This window comes from Candidatus Marinarcus aquaticus, assembly GCF_004116335.1.
Lineage (GTDB): Bacteria > Campylobacterota > Campylobacteria > Campylobacterales > Arcobacteraceae > Marinarcus > Marinarcus aquaticus.
Genome location: NZ_PDKN01000008.1, coordinates 41,806 through 64,316 on the forward strand (window position 1 = coordinate 41,806; position 22,511 = coordinate 64,316).

21 protein-coding genes and 1 tRNA gene are annotated in these 22,511 nt (G+C 32.6%); 8 read left to right on the plus strand and 14 right to left on the minus strand.

Annotated features, from left to right (window positions below; all coding sequences use genetic code 11):
* Positions 1-192: 192 nt before the first annotated feature.
* On the minus strand, positions 193-879 hold the full coding sequence (locus CRV04_RS10510) for a response regulator transcription factor (RefSeq protein WP_128996806.1): 687 nt from the start codon (positions 877-879) through the stop codon (positions 193-195).
* Positions 880-951: 72 nt separating this feature from the next.
* Here CRV04_RS10510 and CRV04_RS10515 point away from each other — a divergent pair, with 72 nt between their 5' ends.
* Positions 952-2,547 (plus strand): ATP-binding protein, encoded by a 1,596-nt coding sequence (locus CRV04_RS10515; protein ID WP_128996807.1) that lies wholly within the window; start codon positions 952-954, stop codon positions 2,545-2,547.
* Between the two features lie 42 nt (positions 2,548-2,589).
* Here CRV04_RS10515 and CRV04_RS10520 read toward each other — a convergent pair whose 3' ends face one another.
* Complete coding sequence (locus CRV04_RS10520) at positions 2,590-3,225, minus strand: Crp/Fnr family transcriptional regulator (RefSeq protein WP_128996808.1); 636 nt, start codon at positions 3,223-3,225, stop codon at positions 2,590-2,592.
* 101 nt (positions 3,226-3,326) lie between these two features.
* Between CRV04_RS10520 and CRV04_RS10525 the strand changes: the two genes are divergently transcribed.
* From CRV04_RS10525 to CRV04_RS10555, 7 genes are all read left to right on the plus strand, one after another.
* Positions 3,327-4,109, plus strand: coding sequence for an ABC transporter permease (locus CRV04_RS10525; protein WP_128996809.1), 783 nt, complete (start codon positions 3,327-3,329; stop codon positions 4,107-4,109).
* Positions 4,097-4,846, plus strand: a complete 750-nt coding sequence (locus CRV04_RS10530; protein ID WP_128996810.1) for an ABC transporter ATP-binding protein — start codon at positions 4,097-4,099, stop codon at positions 4,844-4,846. Before CRV04_RS10525 ends, CRV04_RS10530 begins: the two co-directional genes overlap by 13 nt.
* Positions 4,843-6,081 (plus strand): NnrS family protein, encoded by a 1,239-nt coding sequence (locus CRV04_RS10535; RefSeq protein WP_128996811.1) that lies wholly within the window; start codon positions 4,843-4,845, stop codon positions 6,079-6,081. Before CRV04_RS10530 ends, CRV04_RS10535 begins: the two co-directional genes overlap by 4 nt.
* A 10-nt stretch (positions 6,082-6,091) precedes the next feature.
* Positions 6,092-7,069 carry an ABC transporter substrate-binding protein gene (locus CRV04_RS10540; RefSeq protein ID WP_128996812.1) on the plus strand — a complete coding sequence of 326 codons (978 nt, stop codon included), beginning with the start codon at positions 6,092-6,094 and terminating at the stop codon, positions 7,067-7,069.
* 13 nt (positions 7,070-7,082) lie between these two features.
* Positions 7,083-9,137: a TonB-dependent receptor plug domain-containing protein gene (locus CRV04_RS10545; RefSeq protein ID WP_128996813.1), complete on the plus strand. Its 2,055-nt coding sequence runs from the start codon at positions 7,083-7,085 to the stop codon at positions 9,135-9,137.
* The gene (locus CRV04_RS10550; protein ID WP_128996814.1) at positions 9,137-9,562 is read left to right on the plus strand and encodes a hypothetical protein; all 426 of its coding nucleotides are present in this window, start codon (positions 9,137-9,139) and stop codon (positions 9,560-9,562) included. Before CRV04_RS10545 ends, CRV04_RS10550 begins: the two co-directional genes overlap by 1 nt.
* Positions 9,563-9,796: 234 nt before the next feature.
* Positions 9,797-9,873 (plus strand) — tRNA-Gly (locus CRV04_RS10555).
* Positions 9,874-10,283: 410 nt separating this feature from the next.
* On the opposite strand, the gene CRV04_RS10560 is transcribed toward CRV04_RS10555, so the two are convergent.
* From CRV04_RS10560 to sufB, 12 genes are all read right to left on the minus strand, one after another.
* The gene (locus CRV04_RS10560; RefSeq protein WP_128996815.1) at positions 10,284-11,666 is read right to left on the minus strand and encodes an ATP-binding protein; all 1,383 of its coding nucleotides are present in this window, start codon (positions 11,664-11,666) and stop codon (positions 10,284-10,286) included.
* Complete coding sequence (locus tag CRV04_RS10565) at positions 11,656-12,336, minus strand: response regulator transcription factor (RefSeq protein ID WP_128996816.1); 681 nt, start codon at positions 12,334-12,336, stop codon at positions 11,656-11,658. Before CRV04_RS10565 ends, CRV04_RS10560 begins: the two co-directional genes overlap by 11 nt.
* Positions 12,333-13,673 carry a Na+/H+ antiporter NhaA gene (gene nhaA / locus CRV04_RS10570; RefSeq protein WP_128996817.1) on the minus strand — a complete coding sequence of 447 codons (1,341 nt, stop codon included), beginning with the start codon at positions 13,671-13,673 and terminating at the stop codon, positions 12,333-12,335. Before nhaA ends, CRV04_RS10565 begins: the two co-directional genes overlap by 4 nt.
* 110 nt (positions 13,674-13,783) lie before the next feature.
* Positions 13,784-14,251 carry a secondary thiamine-phosphate synthase enzyme YjbQ gene (locus CRV04_RS10575; RefSeq protein ID WP_228126538.1) on the minus strand — a complete coding sequence of 156 codons (468 nt, stop codon included), beginning with the start codon at positions 14,249-14,251 and terminating at the stop codon, positions 13,784-13,786.
* Positions 14,199-16,211, minus strand: a complete 2,013-nt coding sequence (locus CRV04_RS10580) for an EAL domain-containing protein (protein ID WP_128996818.1) — start codon at positions 16,209-16,211, stop codon at positions 14,199-14,201. The genes CRV04_RS10575 and CRV04_RS10580 overlap by 53 nt, the downstream gene beginning before the upstream one ends.
* Before the next feature lie 78 nt (positions 16,212-16,289).
* A complete protein-coding gene (locus CRV04_RS10585; RefSeq protein WP_128996819.1) occupies positions 16,290-17,021 on the minus strand; it encodes a metallophosphoesterase in 732 nt (243 codons plus the stop codon).
* Positions 17,022-17,048: 27 nt separating this feature from the next.
* On the minus strand, positions 17,049-17,393 hold the full coding sequence (locus tag CRV04_RS10590; protein ID WP_128996820.1) for a metal-sulfur cluster assembly factor: 345 nt from the start codon (positions 17,391-17,393) through the stop codon (positions 17,049-17,051).
* A gap of 1 nt (position 17,394) precedes the next feature.
* Positions 17,395-17,808, minus strand: coding sequence for a SufE family protein (locus tag CRV04_RS10595; protein ID WP_128996821.1), 414 nt, complete (start codon positions 17,806-17,808; stop codon positions 17,395-17,397).
* A gap of 3 nt (positions 17,809-17,811) precedes the next feature.
* Entirely contained in the window at positions 17,812-18,996 is a 1,185-nt protein-coding gene (locus tag CRV04_RS10600) for an aminotransferase class V-fold PLP-dependent enzyme (RefSeq protein WP_128996822.1), read from the minus strand.
* Positions 18,989-20,020, minus strand: coding sequence for a SufD family Fe-S cluster assembly protein (locus tag CRV04_RS10605; protein WP_128996823.1), 1,032 nt, complete (start codon positions 20,018-20,020; stop codon positions 18,989-18,991). Before CRV04_RS10605 ends, CRV04_RS10600 begins: the two co-directional genes overlap by 8 nt.
* Positions 20,007-20,762, minus strand: coding sequence for a Fe-S cluster assembly ATPase SufC (gene sufC / locus CRV04_RS10610; RefSeq protein WP_336470505.1), 756 nt, complete (start codon positions 20,760-20,762; stop codon positions 20,007-20,009). Before sufC ends, CRV04_RS10605 begins: the two co-directional genes overlap by 14 nt.
* A 19-nt stretch (positions 20,763-20,781) precedes the next feature.
* The gene (gene sufB, locus CRV04_RS10615; RefSeq protein ID WP_128996825.1) at positions 20,782-22,218 is read right to left on the minus strand and encodes a Fe-S cluster assembly protein SufB; all 1,437 of its coding nucleotides are present in this window, start codon (positions 22,216-22,218) and stop codon (positions 20,782-20,784) included.
* Positions 22,219-22,511 lie beyond the last annotated feature (293 nt).

Genomic DNA, 22,511 nt, shown 5'->3' on the forward strand with positions numbered 1-22,511 from the left:
TGATGACACCTAAAGTATACTACTGACTAAGTAGACTTTTTTAATTGATTAAAATCAATATCAGAATCAGTTGGTATTTAAGACCAACTTAATCTAATCAACTAATGTTTAATCTTAAAAAGCATTATAATACATGTGGAGTTTCTTTTGAGTCGCTGCGTAATTTTTTAAGAAAATTTCTGAAGGTTATGATTATTTGATCATATATCCAAGTTTTGAAACAGTTTGAATGATGTCCGTATCTAGTTTCTTTCTGAGTTTAAAAACAAGGTTTTTTAGGGCACTGAGTGGTGCTTCTTCATAAATATATAATTTACTTTCTATTTCACGTTTAGTGACTAAGGTACCTCTATGTGCCAATAATATTTCTATAAATTCCACTTCTTTATTTGTTAAAAGAACACTTTTGTTTTTATGACTGAAAGTTTTATTACTGTAATCATACAAAGTATCTTTATCAAAATGTATAATGGTTTTTGAGTTTTTAAGCAGCGTTTTTGCACATCTTGTTAATAAATCAGAAAGACAACTTTCTCTGATGGGTTTTACAACATATTCTACGAGAGATAATTTGATGGATTCCAGTAAGAAAGTTTGGTCTGTATATGCACTGGTGACAATTATTGGAATCTCTTCATTCTCTTCTCTGATCAGTTTGATTAAATCCAAACCATTGATGATGGGCATTTTCAAATCGGTAATAAGAATGTCAGGTTGGTGTTTTTTATAAAGGTTTAAAGCCTCTTCTCCATTGGAAGCTGTGTATACTTTCTCAACATAAAGTAATAAAACTTTCTTAAAACTTTCTCTTAATTTGTCTTCATCTTCGGCTAATAAAATAGATGATTTTTTGAGTATTATTTCATATTTTTCTGTCAATTTTGATTCCCAGTGAGTTATATTCAGCGAATTATGATAGCATTATTAGTGTAAAAAACCATTAAGGCTTTCATGTTAGAGAATTTTAGTTTTACCAAAAGATATATTTTAGCACTGAGTATTATTGCTCTTTTATCCATTTTAGCATTTGTGAATTTAAGTAAACTGTTAACGATACAATCAAGCGATGCACGCATTGTCAATATGAGTGGTAATCAAAAAATCATTACACGAGAAATTGCCTATTTTGCTATCTATTATAAAATTGATCAACTCAAAGATAAAATAGAGGAGATGGAGAAAACCCATAATGAATTGATTTCATTGGAAATGTCAGAAGCGTTGAAAAATATTTATTATGGTGAACAAATCAATTTAGATAAGAAAGTTCGTGCATACTTACAACATGCAAAAAGTTTTTATGAAAAACGAGATGGAAAAAGCCAAAATTATGTTTTAAAAAGCTCTGAAAACCTTCTTGTGGATTTAGAAAAAGCAGTTTCAATCTATTTGGAAGAGGCACAAGCAAATACAAAAAAAGTTCAACAAGTTGAAACCTTTATTCTTATTATGACACTTTTAACGCTTCTTTTTGAAGCCATTTTTATCTTTATGCCAGCAAATAAAAGTATCAATAAACGAACCAATGAATTAATCAGAGAAAAAGAGTTTTCAAATGCTGTTATTGAATCAAGTCCCAATGCAATTATCACTTTGGACAGTGATTTAAAAATAAGAACATTTAATAAAGAAGCAGAAAAGATTTTTCATTATACAAAAGAAGAGATGTTAGGTGAGCGTTTTTTGGGTCGATTGATTCCCAATAGTGATATTATGAAGACTTCTAACGTCAGAGAATATCATGAAATTGAAGCTGTTACAAAAGAGGGCCGAAGTTTCCCTGTACGTATATCTTTTGGTACCAGTGGAGAAAACAAAGATATTGCCATTGTTGCTAACATTCAAGACATCTCAAATGAAAAATTAAATAATGAAATTTTAGAACAACAATCTAAATTAGCCGTTTTAGGTGAAATGATTGCAATTATAGCTCATCAATGGCGACAACCTTTATCACAATTAAGTTTTAATTGTATGTATATCAAAAAGAAAACTGAAGATCCAGATATCATAAATGAGTCTATTGAAAATGAAGAGATTATTCAATTTATGTCTGAAACTATCAATAATTTTCAAGACTTTTATAAAAAAACAGATGATGCCATTTTTAATCCTGTTGTTTCAATCAATCAAGCTTTAAAAATTGTGGATTCAATTTTAGAATTACATCAAGTTCAGCTTATAAAAGAGATAGAATCAACAATAAAAATATATGGGAATGCGAATAGTTTAGCACACATTATTTTGTCGATAATACAGAATACCATTGATATTATTCGAGTCAGTAAAGTTACAAATCCTTGCATAAAAATTACTCTTCAAGATAGTCCAAAAAATATAATTTTAAGCATACAAGATAACGCTGGAGGCATTAAAGTTAATCCAATTGATGATATTTTTAAACCATTTCATTCAAAAAAAGAGAAACCTTCCACAGGAATTGGATTGTATATGTCAAAAATGATTATTAAAGATCATTTTAAAGGTTCAATCAGTGCAACCAATAAAGACACTGGAGCAGAGTTTTTAATTTGTCTTCCTCATTAAGTTCACTTTAGTGAACATGAGCATGGAATAAATATTAGAAAATTACTTTAGCATTTCATAAAAAGAATCATCTGAAATCATATTATCTTTATTTAAATAACCCTGGTCTTTAAGCTTTCTTAGTGATCTTGATAATGTTGCAGGTGCCATATTTAAAATATTAGCAATGTCTGAATGTTTTTTTTCAACCAAGATATATGGGGATTCTTTTAAGAGTGAACATACTTTTTGTGTAGCATCAAATACCAAATTACGATGAATGGTTTGTTCCAAAGTCTTCATTTTTTTAATAAGTGATCCCATGAGATGAAATGATAAATGAGCGTTGTTTTGTAAAAGTGAAATAAACATCTCTTTTTTTAAAACGGCAATTTTTGACATACTGCTTGTACTGATTGCTGTTGCAGGAAAAGTGGATTCTTGAAAGGTAGCCATTTCTGCAAAAATAGTTGGTTTATTGAACGTATGCATAATAATTTGATTTCCCAAAGGTCCCGTTTTATAGAGTTTCAAATTTCCTTGAAGTAAAATATAAAACGATTTTGCAACATCTCCTTCATAAAATAGTACATTGTCTTTATACAGTGTGATGATTTTGCAAGCATTGCTTATTAATTGAATCTCTTCATCACTTAAATATTTAAAAAAATCTATTTTCTTTAATATCTCTTTAGGCATAAAAAATCATAACTTAATCATACTTAAGAATTCTTGATTTAAGTCATTGATAATTAAAATCATTTTCATTATGATTTCAAAAAATATGATTTAGGATAGAGATGAAATTTATATTTAAGATACTTAAAGACTTTCCTTCTTATGTGTGGAGTGGTTGGGGATCCATTGCTTCGATTTGTCTTTTTTTTGCTTTGTGGGATTTTGGAAATCAACTATATGGCAACCTTGTTTTACCAAATCCCAAAGAAACAATCGCAACTTTATTATCTGTTATTTTAAATGATGAAATGCTTACAACTATAGGGATTACAATAAAAAGAGCTTTTATAGGTTTTTTTATATCTCTTATATTTGGTTCGTTTTTGGGACTGCTTGCTGGACTTTTTGCAACCGCATCCATGATGAGCAGACCAATTGTTACCATACTTGTGGGAATGCCTCCTATTGCATGGATTGTTTTAGCAATGATTTGGTTTGGTATGAGTGATATGACGGTCATTTTCACAGTAATTGTGGCTTCTTTCCCTATTGTTTTTGTGGGAGCTTTACAAGGAACCAGAACTTTAGAAGGAGATTTAAAAGAGATGGCTGATAGTTTTAATCTCTCTTTCAAAATGAAAATGTTTGATTTATATTTCCCTCATATTTTCTCTTATGTATTTCCAGCTTGGATCAGTGCCTTAGGTATGTCTTGGAAAATTGTTGTCATGGCAGAACTCCTTTCATCAAATGAAGGAATAGGGGCAAGTTTAGCAATTGCTAGAAGTCAATTAGACACACCAATGGCTCTTTCCCTTGTTTTAATTATGGTTGGCAGTCTGCTTTTGATTGAATATTTAATTTTAGAACCAATAAAAAGAGAGGTTGAAGCATGGAGAGATTAGAACAACTATCAGTTAAAAATGTCTCGTTCTCCTTTGGATTTAAAGAGATTCTAAAAAACATCAATTTCGAGCTTACAAAAGGTCAAGTTGTTTCAATTGTAGGACCAAGTGGTGGAGGAAAAACAACTCTGCTTCATCTTTGTGCAAAATTGTTAACTTTAGAAGAAGGAAAAATAAAAAACAGTTTTAAAAACTCCTCTTTTGCTTTTCAAGAAGCACGACTGCTTCCTTGGAAAAATGTGCTTGATAATATCTGCATAGGCCTTCTTGCAAAAGGTGTTAAAAAAAGTAAGGCACAAATTTTAGCAAAACAGATTGCTTTGAAGTTTGGACTTGAAGAGGATGATTTCTCAAAGTTTCCAAAAGATTTAAGTGGAGGAATGAAGCAAAGAGTATCTTTTGCTAGAGCTTTAGTTCTTAAACCTTCACTTCTGTTTTTAGATGAACCCTTTTCTGCTTTGGATATTGGTTTAAAAAAAGAGCTTCAAAGTTTACTCATTGAAACCATTGAAAAAGAAAACTTAAGTATTTTATTTATTACCCATGATTTAATGGAAGCTATTAAGTTGAGTGATGAAATTTTAGTTTTACAAGCCCAACCAGTAGGACATATTGTAAAAAGTTTTAAATTTAATACACCAAGAATTTTAAGGGATGATACTTTTGTTTATGAACAAACAGCAAAACTTTTAAGTGATGAATATATTATCAATACTTTCGAATTGGAGCTAAAATGATGGATAATAAAAAACAGTATGCTGCAAAACATTATGAACATTACCCCCAAGGTGATTTTCCTATCTATTTAGCCTATGGGTTTAGGCCTATATTTTTACTGCTTGCCCCATATATAGTGATTTCTATTATTCTTTGGAGTTTTACTTTTAGCGGTTTTATCTCTTTGGGATTTATTGATAATCTTCTGACATGGCACATTTATGAAATGATGTATGGAGTAGGAAGTGCGGGCATCATTGCCTTTTTTCTTACGGGAGTTCCAGAGATGTTTCCTGGTGCAGTTCCTATTGTAGGAAGAAAACTTTTATTTGTCGTTTGTCTTTGGATAGCTTCCAGAATTAGTTTTTGGTTTATAGCATTTTTAGGCGTTCCTTTGGTTGCATTTCTCAATTTGTTTTTAAGTGTATATATTATTTTACTTATTATAAAACCTGTCTTTGCAGATGTGAATAAAAAGCATATCTCACTTGCGTTTGCTTTGCTTGCTTTACTTATTATTCAGGCTCTTTTTTTCTTAAGTATTTCTGGGCATTTGGTAGTGGATGCTGTATCTGTTTTGATTTTAGCATTAGGTTTTTTTATTGTATTAATATTATTGGCACTAAGAAGAGTCAATATGGAAGCTATAAATGAACTTTTAGAGAGTGAAAATATTGATGAGACTTTTTATTCAAGAGCCCCACGATATAATCTGGCCATTTTTTGTGTACTTTTATACACGCTTGTGGAGTTTTTCTTTCCAAATAACTCTATTTTAGCTTATTTAGCACTTGCTTGCTTTGCAGCTATTTTAAATATCTCAAATGATTTTATTTTAAAAGATAATAATATTTTAACAAAACCCTTTGTTCTGTATATGTTAAGTATTATTTTACTCACTTCTATTGCTTATAGCTTCTTGGCTTATGATTATTTAAATGAAGAACTTTATGCATTAAATCACTTTAGACACTTTCTTACAACAGGAAGTTTTGGTCTAGTTTTTTATATTGTGATGATTGTTGTCTCTACTATTCATACAGGAAGAAAACTCTTTACAAACCTTTGGTTAAACCTTGGAGTTATTTTAATATTTTGTGCAACTTTTATAAGAGCACTCATTCCTTTTTATGAAGAGTATTCAATTGAAGCATATATTGTATCGTCCATTTTATGGGCAATCCCATTTATTATATATATGAAAATCTTTTTTCCGTTTTTACTTTCAAAAAGAGCAGATGGAATCAAAGGTTAAAAGGAGAATTATGAAAAAAATAGTATTACTTGGTTTTGTGTTTTTATTATCACTTTGTGCAAAAGATGAAAATAAAATTGTTGTTGCAGGTCCTTTTGCCACAGTCTCTCACCCTATTATGCATATGATACAAAGAGATGCTCTAAAAGAGTTGAACAAAAAAATAGAGTTTAAGTTGTGGAAAAACCCTGATGAGCTTAGAGCAATTGTTTTAAACTCAAATGTTGATTTTATAGCCTTGCCAATCAATGTGGCTTCAAATCTTTACAATAAAGGAGTTGATTTAAAACTGCTCAATGTCTCTATTTGGGGAATCCTAGGTATGATAAGTCGAGACCCCAGTTTAAAAACTTTAAAAGATTTTAAAGGTAAAAAAATAGCGCTTCCTTTTAGAGCAGATATGCCTGATATTATCTTTCAAGAATTGGCTAAAAAACATGGTTTAGACCCTAAAAAAGATTTTAAAATTCAATATGTAACAAACCCAATTGATGCAATGCAAATGCTTATTTTAAGAAGGGTTGATCATGCCCTTTTAGCTGAACCCGCTATTTCAATAGCTTTAAGAAAAACAGGTTCTTTTCCTATGAATATTGTTGCACCTGATTTATACAGAAGTGTTGATTTACAAGAAGAGTGGGGAACACTTTTTAAAACTGAAGCAAAAATTCCTCAGGCGGGCATTGCATACTTAGGTAATACAAAAGGAAAAGAAAAATTAATAAATAAATTCTTAGAGGAATACGAAACTTCACTTAAATGGTATCAACAAAACCCTAAAGAAGCTGCAAAATTAGTGGTTAAAACTTTACCCATGCTTGAAGAAAAAGGTTTAGCAGATTCAATCAAGTATGTCAAACTGAAAAGCATAAATGCCTATGAAGCAAAAGAGGATTTAGCGTTTTTCTTTACTGTTTTACAAAACAGTGATCCAAAGCTTATAGGCGGCAAATTACCCAATGAATCATTATATTATCAATCTAAATAAAAGGAAAAATGAAATGAAAAAAAGTCTGATTTTATCAAGTGTTGCTGCAATAGTGTTAACAAGTAATGCATATGCAAATACAGATTTAGGTGAAGTGTTGGTTACAACAGCCACTAAAACAGAAAAAAATATAGAAGGAGTAAGTGCATCTGTTATAGTTGTTTCAAAAGAAGATATTGAAAAAATCTCTGCTTCTACACTCAAAGATGTATTTGAAAAAATACCATCAATTAATGCTCAGTATGGAAGATTTCCACATCCAAGTTCAGCTTCAAAAGCTGCTATTTCAATAAGAGGTGTAGGTGCAAATGGAACACTGCTTCTGTTAGATGGGAAAAGACTTTCCGCAGAGACAGAAAACCCGTATGAGATGAATCGAATCCCCGCTTCCATGATAGAAAGAATTGAGATTGTTAAAGGCTCCATGTCGACACTGTATGGTTCAGATGCCATTGGTGGAGTTATTAATATAATTACAAAAAAGATTACAGAACCTCAAACAGCCATTGATTTAAAATATGGATTAAATCATAAAGGGGATGCAAAGCAAAAAAACTTTAACTTTACAACCATTGGAAAAAATGAATATTTCAATTATAAAATATTTGGTTCCGTGATTGATTCTACATCGTTTACAAAAAAGAAAAGTTACACACAATCGGCTGTGAACCCTCAAACAGGCATGATTCTTGGTGCAAATCCACAAAATGGAATATCTGGGAATGAAGGGGTTACCTATGCAGATGATGCTACTGTATTAAGTTTTGGAACAAGAATAGAAAAAGAGTTGACAAAGAATTTCATAGCAGGACTAGATTTTAATTACTTTAAAGAAGAGAGAGAAGGAACCTACCTTGGGAATGCAAAATTTTCAGGAGGAGGACTGATAAAAAATACCCCCATTTTATCTGAGGACAATAATAAAAGAATTGATCTCTCCAGTGATTTTGTCTATCATGCCAATGATGATTTAACAACAAGCTTGCGATTTTATCGTTCATATTATAAAAAAAGAAATGAAACAACGCCTCAAAATTTTACGGGTCCAGTGAATAAAAAATTCAGTGCAAATGTAACCATTGATAATGTAGAATCAACGACAACATATACATTAAATGATTTTAATACATTAACTTTTGGAGCAGAATATCGAAAAGAGAACCGAGATTCAAGTGCCATTAATCCAGATCCAAATTCGGATGAGTTTATTACTAAAGAAGTCACCTATAAATCAGCTTATATACAAGATGAACTGAGTATAACGGATTCTTTAAATGCGACTTTGGGTGCCAGATATGATAATATTTCCAATGCAGAAAATAAAGTAACTTTTCAAGCAGGAATGGTACAAAAATTTACAGATAATACTTCATTAAGAGTAAATTATTCTCAAGGATTCAGAGCACCTGATATTGCTGAACTTTATGTTGTTGCTCCTGTATATAAAGATGGAAAGAGATTTGGTTCAGATGTTATTTATGGACCTAAAACCACTTCATATGATTTGAAACCTGAAGAATCACAAAGTTTTGAAATAGCACTTTTAAATAACTTCAATGATTTTTCTTCTGAAATTGTTCTTTTTCACACAAATATAAAAGATAAAATTGAATTGGTATCTTATGGTACTGGCAATGCTAAGTTTTATACTTCAGAAAATTTAGATAAAGTTGAAATCAATGGTGCTGAGTTAAGACTTGATTATAAATTCAGCAAATTTTTTCAATCAAATTTTAATTTAACGTATCTGGATTCAGAAGATAAAAGTTCAAATAAAGAACTGACTTTTACTCCTGATGTATCTGCTTCATTAGGGCTTGATTATAAAATCAATGATAAGTTGAATACCAATGTATCTTTTCGATATATTGCAGAACAATACACCGATACTCAAAACAGTGAAACAACAGATGCCTATACTCTTGTAGATTTAAGTTTAAATTACAAAATTAATAAAATCATAAATTTCTATGCTGGAATAGATAATGTATTTGACAAAAAACTTGAAGAAGAGTTGGGTGTCAACGTAGGCAGTTATGTTTATGGTGGATTTAGGTTTAACTTTTAATGATGTATGAATTTCTTAAATTTATTCATATAGCTACTGTTATTTTGTTTGTTGGTACTGTATTTTTTAGAACATTTGTAGTTTTAAAAACTCTTGAAGCTTTTCCTAAAAATCAAGCAATTAAAATACAACAAGCAATGGGGCAAAAAGCCAGAGATATAATCAAAATCAATAATCTGATTTTGATTATATCCGGTGGTTTATTATTGATGGTATATATAAAGACTCATTTACCAATTTTATATCTTAAAGTGGGAATGGGGCTTGTATTGGTTATTGGATTCTATTTTGTTCCTTTATTGTTTAATAAACTTGAAGCAAATCAAAGGTTTAAAATGATTTTTCATTATCTCTTTTTTTTGTTTTTGATGTTTATTGTGTTGTTGTCTCAATTTATATATTTTGATTTTAAGAATTTCAGTTAAAATTTTGGAAATTTTCCAAATAATAATTTTAATTGATTTTATCTATTATACTTATGTTGTTACATAGTTGTAATAATTATATCATAGCGCATAAAAACTGTTACGATTTTTTCAATTAGCTAATATATAGGCACTCAGACTCACTTGCAGGGGTGTGTTTTTATAAATATAAAAAAGTTTATTGATATATAAGAAAAAAATCATTATAATTTGGTACTTTCAATAAGTATCAGTGCGGGAATAGCTCAGTTGGCTAGAGCCTCTGCCTTCCAAGCAGATTGTCGCGAGTTCGAGTCTCGTTTCCCGCTCCACTTTTAATCTATCATTCCTATTCAAATTTCTCTTTTATTACAAGTTTTTTATTGCATAATTTAAAATAGTACATACAGTGACATGTGGTTGACATTGAAAATATTGATAGGGTGTAATAAACGCAGATTTAAAATAAGAGAGTTGTAAACAAAGCCCTTAAAAAGGGCAAAGTTTACTCATAGAGATAAACACACTTCACGAAAAAAATTTTTAGGTTTTTTCAAACCTATGCAAAACTAGAACTGATTAAACCAATTGTAGCCATCGATACGACAACAATGATTACGAGATTTCTTACAAATTCCATCATTGATCCTTTGAATTATAATCTTACATCTTTTAAATTGTATAAGAAAAGTGTCAATTCTAAAATAGGAAGACTCTTTACAATTTCTTGACAAATGAAATGTTAAAACTTTATAGAAAATATGTTGTAGGGGTTTTTATAACTGTAATGGAGTTTAAAGCCGTGCATTTGGGTGATTTTATTGACAATATTCAGACCCAAACCATGTCCTTGTTGTTGGTTGGGCTCTCTTGTAAAAGGTCTTATATAATAGACAAGGTCGTTGCTGAGTTTTTCTGCCATATTTTTAATATCTAAAGAGCGTTCGTTTGTTTCAATTTTAATGGGATACTCTTGTGCATATTTCATGGCATTATCGATAAGGTTTTTAAGTGCTAAAGTAAGGTAGTATTTATCGGCATGAATAGTAAAGTCTTCTTTGATATCCAAGACTATTTTTGATTCATCATCAATAGAGAGTTTTGAAAGCGATTCTAAAATCAAACTGCTGACTTTAAAGCTTGAAGCATTGATGGTTGCAAAGTTGAGTTTCTCTCTTTGAAGCAGTTTACTTGTAAGCTCTTCTATGTCTATGAATACTTTGTTGATGTTCTCTATTTCAACATTGTGAAGACTCTTTTTGAGACTCTCTACTAGGAATTTTCCTTTGGTAATGGGCGTTTTTAACTCATGACTGATGTTTCTTAAAAGCTCCTCTCGTGAGTGAATAATGGCACTTTGTTTTTCTAAATAGGAGTTCAGATTATTGGTGATTTCACTGAGTTCATTGTTTTTCCCAATATCCACTTTAATGCTGTTTTCATCATCATTAAATAGTTGCAGTACACCCTTGTTGAGTTTGTCCAGTTTATCTTTGGTCTCTTTGATGATTTTAGAAGCAATGACAAATGAGACAGTAAAGGCAAGAAAAAGCAGTATCACAACCTCTATTTTAATGGTATCAATAAACTGGTTTCGACTCTGTTCGGTTTTATTGAGTTGTTGTTGTAAGTACTCTATTTCTTGAATTAAGAGCAAATTGGTTTGTTGGTTTAATGCATCAAATGCTTGATGAAAAGAGATGAAAGTCGTAGAGTCTTTTTTAACCAAGACGTGTGCAAATAATTCTACTTTAATCGCTTTTTCCATCTTTTCGAAGTAGGAAAAAATCAACTTTAAATTCTCTTTTTCACTCACAGATTCTGAGTTTTCAATGGTCTGCTTTTTTTGTAAATGTAGGGTTTTAAAAAGAGTATCTGCTTTGTGCAGTCGCTCTTTGACCACATTGACTTTGTCATAATCGGTGATGATATCTAATACAATCCACGAAAACGAGTTGTTATACTCTTTGAGTTTTTCAACACGACGTATTTGGTCGTAACGATGGTTTTGAGACATGTGTATTTCATTGAGGTTGTAAATGGAGTAAAAAAATACCCCAATAATAAACATGGTAATCAATAAAATCAATGAAAGTGCAATGTAGAGTCGTTGTCTAATGGTCATGAATAAATTTATACCCTATACCCCAAACTGATTTTATATACTTTGGCTCTTTTGAGTCATCGTTGATTTTAAATCGTATGTTACTCACGTGCATGTCAATCGTTCGGTTTTTTGTATCATTTTTTAAAGAGGTTTGATTGACAATATCTTCTCGTGAGACCACTTTGTTGATGTTTTTGATGAACATAAAAAATATCTCTGATTCAATTTTGGTAAACTCTATCTCTTGCTCTTCTAAAAAGGCACGTTTATTATTCACATCAATGAGCAGTTCATCCATTTCAAGAACATCGTCATTGGTATAACGTTTAAGGGTGGCATCAATTCGAAGAACAAGCTCTCTTGGCTCATACGGTTTGGAGAGGTAATCATCAGCACCCAATTCAAAACCATATATCTTATTGCCAATATCATCGCGTGCAGTGGAGATGATAATGGGGGTATTTTTTATCTCTTTTATTTTCTTAAAAAGATCAAAACCATCCATTCTAGGAAGGCCCAAGTCTAAAATGATAATGGCATATTTTAAATGGTTCGTTTCGAACTCTTTTAACGCTTCTAAAGGTTGAGAATATGCACTGCACGTGTAATTATAATCTTTTAAAAAATTACAAATAAGTGTTTGCAGTTCGAGGTTATCCTCAATCAAAAGAACGTGTCTGTTTTTCATATTTGACTCGGTTTATTCCCAACAGCTCGTAACCAAAAATATCCAAACAATCCAGACAGAAGTGAGGCTGTTAAAATTCCCACTTTGGCTTGAAAAATCAGTTCAGGATTTCCAACAAAAGCAAGTTCTGCAACAAAAATAGACATGGTAAAACCAATTCCACCTAAGAAAGCCACACCAAAGACTTGACTCATAGAGCTTCCTTTAGGAAGTTCAGCAATTTTAAGTTTAATGGCCAACCATGATACCCCAAAGATGCCAATGACTTTTCCTAAGATAAGTCCTGTGATAATTCCTAAAGAGACAGGTTCTAAAATGGTAGAACCAATTGAGCCAAAATCAACTTTTATCCCTGCATTGGCAAGGGCAAAAATAGGAATAACGATTAAAGCTACTGGCAGATGAAGCGTGTGTTCCAGTCTGGCTGCTGGTGTTCCCACTTCGTCAATTTTATCTTTGATGTTATCAAGAATCTTTTTTTGTTTTTCATGCATTTGATGGTTCTCTTGTACGGGATATTTTTCATACTCTTCAAGTAAATGAATGGTGTCTTGAGTAAAACTTTCTGGAGCTCGTTTAGGTGTTGAAGGTATGGCTAATGCTGCAAGAACTCCAGCAATAGTGGCATGAACACCTGATTCAAGCATAAAAAACCACATAAACAGACCCACAATAAAGTACGGCAAAATCATATGAATACCAAATCGGTTAAAGATAATCATAACTCCTAACATCACACCTGCTAAACCTAATGGAATCATGTTAATGGTGTCCGTATAAAAAAGAGCAATGACCAATACTGCCCCTAAATCATCTACAATGGCCAATGCAACTAAAAACGTAACTAACGTAGTAGGAACTCTTTTACCTAAAAGTACCAAAGCACTGATAGCAAATGCGATATCGGTTGCCATAGGCACACCCCACCCATCTGCACCTAGTGTTCCTTGGTTAAAACCAAAGTAAATTATTGCAGGAAAAACCATACCACCAATGGCTGCAAGAATAGGTAAAATGGCTACTTTGATGTTTGAAAGTTCACCAGCTGTAATCTCTCGTTTGATTTCAAGACCAATAATAAAAAAGAAAATGGCCATCAGTCCATCATTGATCCAATGATGCAAGGAGTGAGAGAGTGCCCAAGAACCTACATTAAAGTCAATGTTCATGTGAAAAAAGTGTGCATATGACTCATACAGTGGTGAATTGGCCAGTATTAGTGCCAATATGGTCATAATCATTAAGATTAAACCGGTTGTTGTTTGTGCATGTAAAAACTCCTCAAATGGGGTTGATACTTTTTTAAACGCTTTCTCCCAAGGGGCGTACAGTTTCATTTAAACTCCTAATATAATGGGGTGGTTATTAATTGTCAAATTATACATAATATTTGTCAATATGGTAACAGACAAACTCTTGACACTTTCTTTACAAATTGTATATTTGTTTATGTCATAACAGTCAGTACAATTTTTCTTGAACCTCCATAGTTTCTATGTTCATTTAAGTAAATGCCTTGCCATGTTCCTAAGTTTAACTTTCCATTGCTGATAGGAATATTTAAAGAGACACCTAAAAGTGAAGATTTAGCATGAGCTGGCATGTCATCATTGCCTTCATAGGTGTGCTGGTAGTACGGTTTATCATCACACAGTTCATTCATAAGGTTTTCTAAATCTTTTCGAACTTCTGGTTCAACATTTTCATTGATACTCAGACTTGCACTGGTGTGTTTTAAAAATATATTGAGCATCCCAACATTTACATTGGATATATCAAGGGCATTGAGAATCTCATCGGTTATGAGGTGAAATCCACGAGGCTTTGTTTGTAGTTGTATCTCTTTTTGAAACATGATATCGTTACTCTTTTTTTTGTGTTTGGTTAAAATTTTTTGAATAGGTTTGGACTTCATTAAATGGAATCGCTTTTGAATAATACCACCCTTGAACGTAACTCACATATGGATTGATTAATCGGTCATACTCTTCTTTCGTCTCAATACCTTCTAAAACAATTTCTAGGTTTAGATTAGCACAGAGTTGGCAAATATCTGTATAGAGTTTCAGTCCCTTTGATGTTTGCGTAAAGGTAATAACTCTTTTATCAATTTTCACAACATCCAATGGAAGTTCATAGAGCATTGAAAAGTTTGTATAACCTACACCCAGATCATCCAAAGAGATTTTAAACCCATTTTCTTTAAGAAGTTGTAGGTTATTTAAAATGTTTTGATTCAAAGCTGAACGTCGCTCAATTATTTCAAAACCGACAGTATAACCTTTAAGTGTATCAATGATTTGCTCTGTATAGTTCGCATCTTCAAGTGTGTGAGGGAACAGATTGATACAGACATGAGGATAAAATCCAGCTTCTGCCCATGTATCAAGATCTTTTTTTACCCCTTTACAGACCCAAATGTCAAGAATAGGTGCTAAGCCTGAGTTTTCAATGTCTAAAATAAAAGTTGGTCCTGTGATACTGCCATCATCTTGTTTGACACGAATCAGAACTTCAAAATGACTACAATTGTGGTTTTTAATATCAATTTTAGGTTGATAATAAAGCAGTAAATTGTTTTGGTTTATTGTATCAACGATTTTATTAACTTTGTAATGAGCGTTAATCAATAGCGATTGTGCTTCTTGAAATTTGATACTTTTTTGTGCTTCAATCGATGTTGTGATGTTATATTTTCTGGACATTTTATCTAAAAGGGCTGTGGAACTTTGTGAGTGTGTATATCGTTTTATAAAAGGGATATAAACAAGCGTACCCAGTATAATGAGTCCCAGTTGGAAAAGTACGGCTAAAAAGTTTCCTTCTGTAGAAAAATAGACATTAAACAAAGCAGGTGTGGTCCAAGGAATGTAGCCATTGCTGAAAGTAATAAAATCAGTATAGCTTAAAAGTAAATAGCTCAATATAAAATTGATACAAGGCACTATAATAAATGGAATGATAAGTGTAAAGTTCATAAAAACGGGTATTCCAAAAATCAGTATTTCATTGATATTAAACACAACAAAAGGAAGTGACATCTTTCCTATAAAAGAGGTATGTTTATCTTTTGAAAAAAATAAAATAGCAATGGCAAGAGACAGACCAGCTCCTGAACCACCTAAGACAATAAATGTATTAAAGAATTCTTCATAAGTGAAGTTTGGAAACATAAAGTGCTTAAGAAAACTCACATCAACCAAAGTATCGAAGAAATTAACACCATGTATTCCAAAAAACCAAATAAAACTAGAGACCAATGTTCTTAAAAAAAGAAGCACTCCTTGGTCTATAAGATGAGTCAGTGAAAAACTGGTTTCAATATAGGTATAGATATGAAAAGCCGTTAAAATAAATGTCAATATAAAAAAAGTCAAAGCAAAGGGAATGATATAGATAATCATAGTGACGATGTTGTTGGTCAAAAGAGAACTCAGCTTTTTTTCATATTGCTTAAGAAGTTTTAAAATTTGAGATAAAGACCATGTTGTACAAAAAGGTACGAGCATTGCTAATAGGATAGACTCAGGTAAAAAATAGTGCTTTATATTGGTGTTATGTACTAATAATTCAACTGAGAGATAAATAATCAATGAAAGTATAATCGTCAGCAGTCTATCAATACGGGTGTAATATCCTGTTACTAAATGGTAAGTGATGGTTAAATTCAAAAGCAGGGGTAAAAGTGCACTGATGAGTTCAATACAGTTGGTTGAAGCCTCTAAAGTGAGTATTGAGTTATAAAAATGAAACTGTTTTTGAAGCTCCACACTTAAAATAACCAAAGAGTATAAGACATAGTAAGGTACTAACGAGATAAAAGATGCACGAATGACATCAATAAACGATAAAAAATTATTTCTTAATTGCTGCATCAAGATTAACCCCAAGGTAGAGATGTTCTATTGTATCTAAAAATTATTTAAATGTAACACTTGGAAATAGAGACTCTTTTATCGAACTCTTTTTTGTTGAATGACTTCTTCTGTTTGAATACAGTAAGCACTGAGTTCTCCTAAGTCATTTTCTAAACCATAAGTGCATCCTGTATCAATATTTAAATAGTGTTGGTTCAACTTAATTTTTTCTACAGGTGTATGTCCATAGATATTAAAAACATCAACATCTTCTCGTGGATTTTTGCGGTTCCAAAGAGCATACTCTTCAAAGGTTTCTTGGTTGCTCTCATCATCATGAAAGTGCCACACATTTGCACATGATGCATGCGTGATTACAACACGTTTGTTTTGTTTGTGTGCATTGAGTTTGATGTATAAAGGCAGGCTTTTAAACCAGTTGACATCCTCTATAAAATCATATAAGGCAATTTGGTTATTGCTTTTTAGAATCGTATCACCCACGATTTCAATCAAATCATAGGATTGAAGAGTTTCTTTTCCTCCATTTTGAAGCCATCGTGAAGTTGAGTAGGGAAGCGCTTCATTGTTCAAAAAGACTTTAATAATGGCTTCGCTGGCATCGAGCATAAGTTTCTCGTGATTGCCTAAAACACAGGCATAAAAGTTTTTTTTGACAAAGTTAACCACCTCTTTGGATTTGGGACCACGGTCAATTAAATCACCCACAAAAATGAGTTCATGTTCTGTAGGAAGTTTTTCAATGAGTGCCAACAGTGTTTTGTATTCACCATGTACATCGCCAATGACATATTGCTTTTTAGACATTAAAAAACTCCTTGTAGATTTTAAAAATTATATAATGGCCCCACTTAAAATCATCATCTCTCTTCCTTCTTCTGTGAGTTTGCTTTTATCCCAAGGTGGGGTAAACGTCAAATTGACCCTTGCTTCATCCACTTCATCCACAGATTGTGCCACATATTGCACTTGATCCACCAGTGCATCTGCAACAGGACATGAGGGACTTGTCAATGTCATGTCAATTATACAGTGCAGATAATTCTCTTTTGTTTCCAACTCAATAGAGTAAATTAACCCTAAGTCATAGATATTCACAGGAATTTCTGGGTCATAAATATTTTTGAGTTTTTGTATGATTTTCTCTTTTATCTCTTTGGTATTAAACAGTTCACTCATATTAGGCTCCTTGTAAAAGTGCATACGATTTTATTTTTTTTATCATGCCTGTCACCCCGCTTTGACGATTGGGTGTAATGACTTCACTTAAGTTAAGTTCTTGCACAATATCCATATTGACCTCTTGAAGTTCTTGTATGGTTGCACCTGAAAAAATATCTAAGATCATATAGACTAAACCTTTGACAATGACGGCATCCGAGGTTCCTTTAAAATAGAGTCGGTCATCTTTTTGCTCACATATGAGCCAGACTTGTGAGGTACACCCTTGAACCAAGTTTTCATCTTTTTGCTCTTTTTCATCAAATGGGGGCAGTTTTTTACCTAAGTCAATGATGAACTCATATTTTTGCAGTTCATCTTCAAAGAAAGCCAAATTTTCTTTATAGTTTTCCAATTTTGTTTGAATACTCATACTCTATCCTTTTAACATGGCAATGGCTTTTTTAAGTGCAGTGATGAATTGATCAATATCTTCTTTATCATTGTAAAAAGCGATGGAAACACGAATGGTTCCTTTGATACCCAAAGCTTTCATAATGGGTTGTGCACAATGATGACCTACTCGAACGGCAATATGCATTTTATCTAATAGTATGCCAATGTCATCATGAACAATACCTTTGATATTAAAGCTTCGACTGCCAATGGCATGTTGAATGCTGTTGTAAAATTTTATTTCTTCAATGGTATGCAACTGTTCATCCAAATAAGCATACAGCTCCTCTTCATAAGCTTGTATCTGTTTATATCCCACAGATTCAATATAACTCAGTGCTTGAGAAAAACCAATCACACCTGCAATGTTTTGTGTACCTGCTTCAAATTTATAAGGGGAATCAAGCAGAGTTGACGATTCAAAGTCAACCTTGTCAATGGTTGCACCCCCTGTTTGATACGGTAAGAGTTTGTTGAGGTGCTCCTCTTTCACATACACTGCACCCACTCCTGTAGGAGCGAAACTTTTATGTGCAGACAGGGCTAGAAAATCCACATCTAATGCTTGCACATCTATAGCCATGTGTGCCAAACTTTGCGCCCCATCGACAAGGACTACCGCCTCATATTTGTGGGCAAGCTTTATGATGGCTTTTAAATCATTGATTTTTCCAAACGCATTTGAGATGTGTGTGACTGAGACAAAAGCCTTAGGATATTTTTGTAAAAGTGCTTCAAAGTTTTCAAAGTCAAAGTCCAAATCAGAGGTATATTTTACGACTTCCAATCCTTTATGCAATGTTCTTCCTTGCATGTGCCAAGGTACAATATTGGAGTGATGCTCCAGTGATGAGATAATCACCGTATCAAATGAATTTGCAAAGGAGTGGGCAATAAAGTTAATGGACTCAGTCACCCCTTTTGTAAAAATAATCTCTTCATTTTTACTGGCATTAATAAAACTTCTTAAGTGTTTTCGTGCATTCTCATACTTTTGTGTGGCTTTGTTGGCATCGCCAAAGTTACTTCTGTGGGTATTGGCACAATAGTGTTCGTAATACTCTACTTGTGAATCAATAACTGCTTGTGGTTTTTGAGTCGTTGCTGCATTGTCTAAATAGACAACGTTGGAGTTCTTAAAGTAAGGAAAATCCTTTTTATACATGATAAACTCCTTGATGTTGCAGTACATACTCTTTGACTTTCTGATTATTAATATTTTCATAAATGGTTTTTTCAAAAGCATCGAGTAATATTCTGCTTGCATGCTCTTGTTTAATACCTCGACTTTGTAAGTAAAGCAGCTGCTCTTTGTTTAATGCACCTGTAGTTGCACCATGACTTGCTTCAAGTTCATCCGTTGCAATTTCCAGATGAGGTTGCGCAAAAATAGTGGCATCATCACTTTGTAAAAGTGTATTGGAACTTTGAAATGCTTTGGTATACAAAGCTTTTTCTTTTACAATCGATTTTGCTTTAAAAATAGCCGTTGAAGCATCATTTAATGAGTGTTTAACATTGATATTGCTTAAACAACTTTCGTTGTTATGAATGGTTCTTATAAGATTTGCTACCGTTGAACTGTTGTGAAGTTTGACCAAAGCATTTAAATTGTAATTGGCTTCAGGCTCATTGAGTTCATTAATATAGTTATTGAGGGTATATCCATCTCCATACTCAAAGGCGTTGATTTGACAATATGAACTGTTATCTTGTTCTAAGGTTATATTATAAACCATATTGTTACTTGTTTGAATCTCTTGAATTTTGGCATAGACGAGTTGACTGTTTTTTTCAAGATTAAACTCACGATTGATTAAAAAAGCGCTGTTTTGTGCTTGTGTTTTAAAAAGTTCAATCACAGAGGCTTTAATATTGTCTGCTACTTCAATTTTCAAAGAGTGAGAGAGTAGGGTTTCATCCTCTTTTAATTCATACATTAAAACCAGTGGTTCACTGCTTTGTTGTGTGATGCGTAATACCTCTTGCTTATCATTCACTCCTCTCACCCACTCAAAGAGTCGATTAGTATAGGCATCTTTAGTGGTAATTATAGAGGTGTTTTCATTGAGTTTAAACTGCACATGCTTTTTAAACTCATGCTCATAAAGAGATGAGAGCTCAATTTTTCTGAACTCTTCATCGTTTTTATCAGGTAAGATAATTGTTTTTATATCACTGAGTTTCATCTTTTATTCCTATTCCTTCAAACCCTTTTTCATCCAGTTCAAGTGCCAGTTTATAATCACCCGTTTTAACAATTTTTCCATTATGTATGATGTGTACAAAATCGGGTTTAATCAACTCCAAAAGTCGATCATAGTGTGTAATCATCAGCACTGATTTTTTACCATCTAACATGCCATTTATAACATTGGCTACGGTTTTAATGGCATCCACATCCAGCCCTGAGTCAATCTCATCAAGCATGATTAAATCAGGATTGAGAAGCAAAAGTTGAATGAGTTCATTTCGTTTTTTTTCACCACCTGAGAAGCCTTCATTTAAATCTCTTTGTAAAAGTTTATTATCAATTTCATACTTCGAGGTTTGCTCTTTAACATGTTTTAAAAACTGCATGGCATCCATAGGTTCTTCACCCAAATATGAACGTTTTTCATTGATGGCAGTTTTTAAAAAGTAGCTGTTATTAACCCCAGGTACTTCCACAGGATTTTGAAAACTCATAAAAATACCTTCATTGGCTCTTTGGCTGACATCCATTTCAAACAAGTTTTTGTCTTTAAACTGCATAGTGCCTTCAACGATTTCACAATCATAATGTCCACTGATGGCTTTAACCAGTGTGGATTTCCCTGCACCGTTCATTCCCATGATGGCATGCACTTCACCCTCTTTAATCTCTAAGTCAAGGGCATTTAATATGGTTTTATCATTGATATTTACTTTTAAATTTTCTATTTTTAACATCATATCCTCTTTCATTATTTTATCCTACACTTCCCTCTAAAGAGATACTGAGTAACTCTTTTGCTTCAGCTGCAAACTCCATTGGCAACTCTTTTAATACCTCTTTACAAAAACCATTCACAATCATCGCAATGGCATCCTCTTCTTGGATTCCTCTTTGATTGAGATAAAAGAGTTGTTCATCTGAGATTTTAGAGGTGGTTGCTTCATGTTCTACTTGTGCACTCATGTTCTTAATCTCATGATAAGGGTAGGTGTGTGCTTTACATTGGTTTCCAATAAGCAAGGAGTCACACTGTGAAACGTTTCGTGCATTGTGTGCTTTTTTACTCATACGAACCAATCCTCTGTACGCATTCACACCGTTCATGGCCGAAATACCTTTTGAGATGATCGTTGATTTGGTATTGGCTCCTAAATGAATCATTTTAGTACCTGTGTCGGCTTGTTGTGCACGTGATGAAATTGCCACAGAGTAAAATTCACCCACGGAGTGGTCTCCTTTTAAAACACACGATGGGTATTTCCACGTTAAACTAGAGCCCGTTTCTACTTGTGTCCATGAAATTTTTGAATTTTCACCTGCACACAAGCCTCGTTTGGTTACGAAGTTTAAAATTCCCCCTTTACCGGTGTCATCCCCAGGATACCAGTTTTGAATTGTGGAGTATTTGATTTGACTGTTCTTTAATGCAACAAGCTCAACGACAGCGGCATGAAGTTGTCTGTTATCTCGTGAAGGGGCAGAACACCCTTCATTGTATGAAACATAGGAACCCTCATCACAAATGATCAGTGTACGTTCAAACTGTCCTGTGTTTAATGCATTGATTCTAAAATAGGTTGATAATTCCATTGGGCAACGCGTGTTGGGTGGAATATATACAAAACTTCCATCGGTGAATACTGCAGAGTTCAAACATGCAAAAAAGTTATCTCCCACAGGTACAACAGAAGCCAGATATTTTTTTAAAATCTCTGGATGTGCATTGGCAGCTTCTGAAATAGAACAAAATATGATGCCCAACTCTTCAAGCTCTTTTTGAAAAGTGGTTTTCACTGATACTGAATCAAACACTGCATCCACTGCTACACCTGCAAGCTGTTTTTGTTCATCTAAAGGGATACCTAAACGTTCATATGTTTTTAAAATCTCTGGGTCAACTTCATCTAAAGAGTCTAAAGGTTTTTTAGGCGCTGAAAAGTATGAGATATCTTGATAATCAATTTTGGCATATTTCAGGTTTGCCCAAGTAGGCTCTTTCATGCTCAACCATTTCTTATAAGCTTTGAGCCTGAACTCTAAAAGCCATTGTGGTTCATTTTTTTTTGCAGAGATAGCTTTAATGACCTCTTCATTTAAACCTTTTGCAAAAGTTTCACTTTGAACTAAAGTTTCAAACCCCAATTCATAGTCGTGATGCAGTATTTGTTGTAGCTCTTCTTTATTCGCCATTTTTTCGCCTTTTTAAATTAGGACTAAAATTGTCTTATTTAAGAAAATTAACATAATTTTATTAAAGAGTATACTAATTTTGCAGTTAAATTGCAAGATTAATATTCCTTTAAATATTTGAGCAAGAAAAATTATTTTTTTTGATTAGAATCAAATAAATATTATTTTAAAGTCTTTATAATATTATTAAAATTATGAATGAGGAAAGATTATGGAGATTATAGATTTTTTATATATGGTTGGTACGTTTGCATTTTTAGGCTTAGGATTTATCTATTATAAAGAAAAAAACA

Coding starts and splice junctions, on each gene's coding strand:
- CRV04_RS10590 (WP_128996820.1), bottom strand. CDS start 17,393: ATGAGTGAACTGTTTAATACCAAAGAGATAAAAGAGAAAATCATACAA.
- CRV04_RS10595 (WP_128996821.1), bottom strand. CDS start 17,808: ATGAGTATTCAAACAAAATTGGAAAACTATAAAGAAAATTTGGCTTTC.
- CRV04_RS10540 (WP_128996812.1), top strand. CDS start 6,092: ATGAAAAAAATAGTATTACTTGGTTTTGTGTTTTTATTATCACTTTGT.
- CRV04_RS10585 (WP_128996819.1), bottom strand. CDS start 17,021: ATGTCTAAAAAGCAATATGTCATTGGCGATGTACATGGTGAATACAAA.
- CRV04_RS10535 (WP_128996811.1), top strand. CDS start 4,843: ATGATGGATAATAAAAAACAGTATGCTGCAAAACATTATGAACATTAC.
- CRV04_RS10605 (WP_128996823.1), bottom strand. CDS start 20,020: ATGAAACTCAGTGATATAAAAACAATTATCTTACCTGATAAAAACGAT.
- CRV04_RS10545 (WP_128996813.1), top strand. CDS start 7,083: ATGAAAAAAAGTCTGATTTTATCAAGTGTTGCTGCAATAGTGTTAACA.
- CRV04_RS10520 (WP_128996808.1), bottom strand. CDS start 3,225: ATGCCTAAAGAGATATTAAAGAAAATAGATTTTTTTAAATATTTAAGT.
- CRV04_RS10550 (WP_128996814.1), top strand. CDS start 9,137: ATGATGTATGAATTTCTTAAATTTATTCATATAGCTACTGTTATTTTG.
- CRV04_RS10560 (WP_128996815.1), bottom strand. CDS start 11,666: ATGACCATTAGACAACGACTCTACATTGCACTTTCATTGATTTTATTG.
- CRV04_RS10575 (WP_228126538.1), bottom strand. CDS start 14,251: ATGAAGTCCAAACCTATTCAAAAAATTTTAACCAAACACAAAAAAAAG.
- CRV04_RS10530 (WP_128996810.1), top strand. CDS start 4,097: ATGGAGAGATTAGAACAACTATCAGTTAAAAATGTCTCGTTCTCCTTT.
- CRV04_RS10600 (WP_128996822.1), bottom strand. CDS start 18,996: ATGTATAAAAAGGATTTTCCTTACTTTAAGAACTCCAACGTTGTCTAT.
- CRV04_RS10515 (WP_128996807.1), top strand. CDS start 952: ATGTTAGAGAATTTTAGTTTTACCAAAAGATATATTTTAGCACTGAGT.
- CRV04_RS10565 (WP_128996816.1), bottom strand. CDS start 12,336: ATGAAAAACAGACACGTTCTTTTGATTGAGGATAACCTCGAACTGCAA.
- sufC (WP_336470505.1), bottom strand. CDS start 20,762: ATGTTAAAAATAGAAAATTTAAAAGTAAATATCAATGATAAAACCATA.
- nhaA (WP_128996817.1), bottom strand. CDS start 13,673: ATGAAACTGTACGCCCCTTGGGAGAAAGCGTTTAAAAAAGTATCAACC.
- CRV04_RS10525 (WP_128996809.1), top strand. CDS start 3,327: ATGAAATTTATATTTAAGATACTTAAAGACTTTCCTTCTTATGTGTGG.
- CRV04_RS10580 (WP_128996818.1), bottom strand. CDS start 16,211: ATGCAGCAATTAAGAAATAATTTTTTATCGTTTATTGATGTCATTCGT.
- sufB (WP_128996825.1), bottom strand. CDS start 22,218: ATGGCGAATAAAGAAGAGCTACAACAAATACTGCATCACGACTATGAA.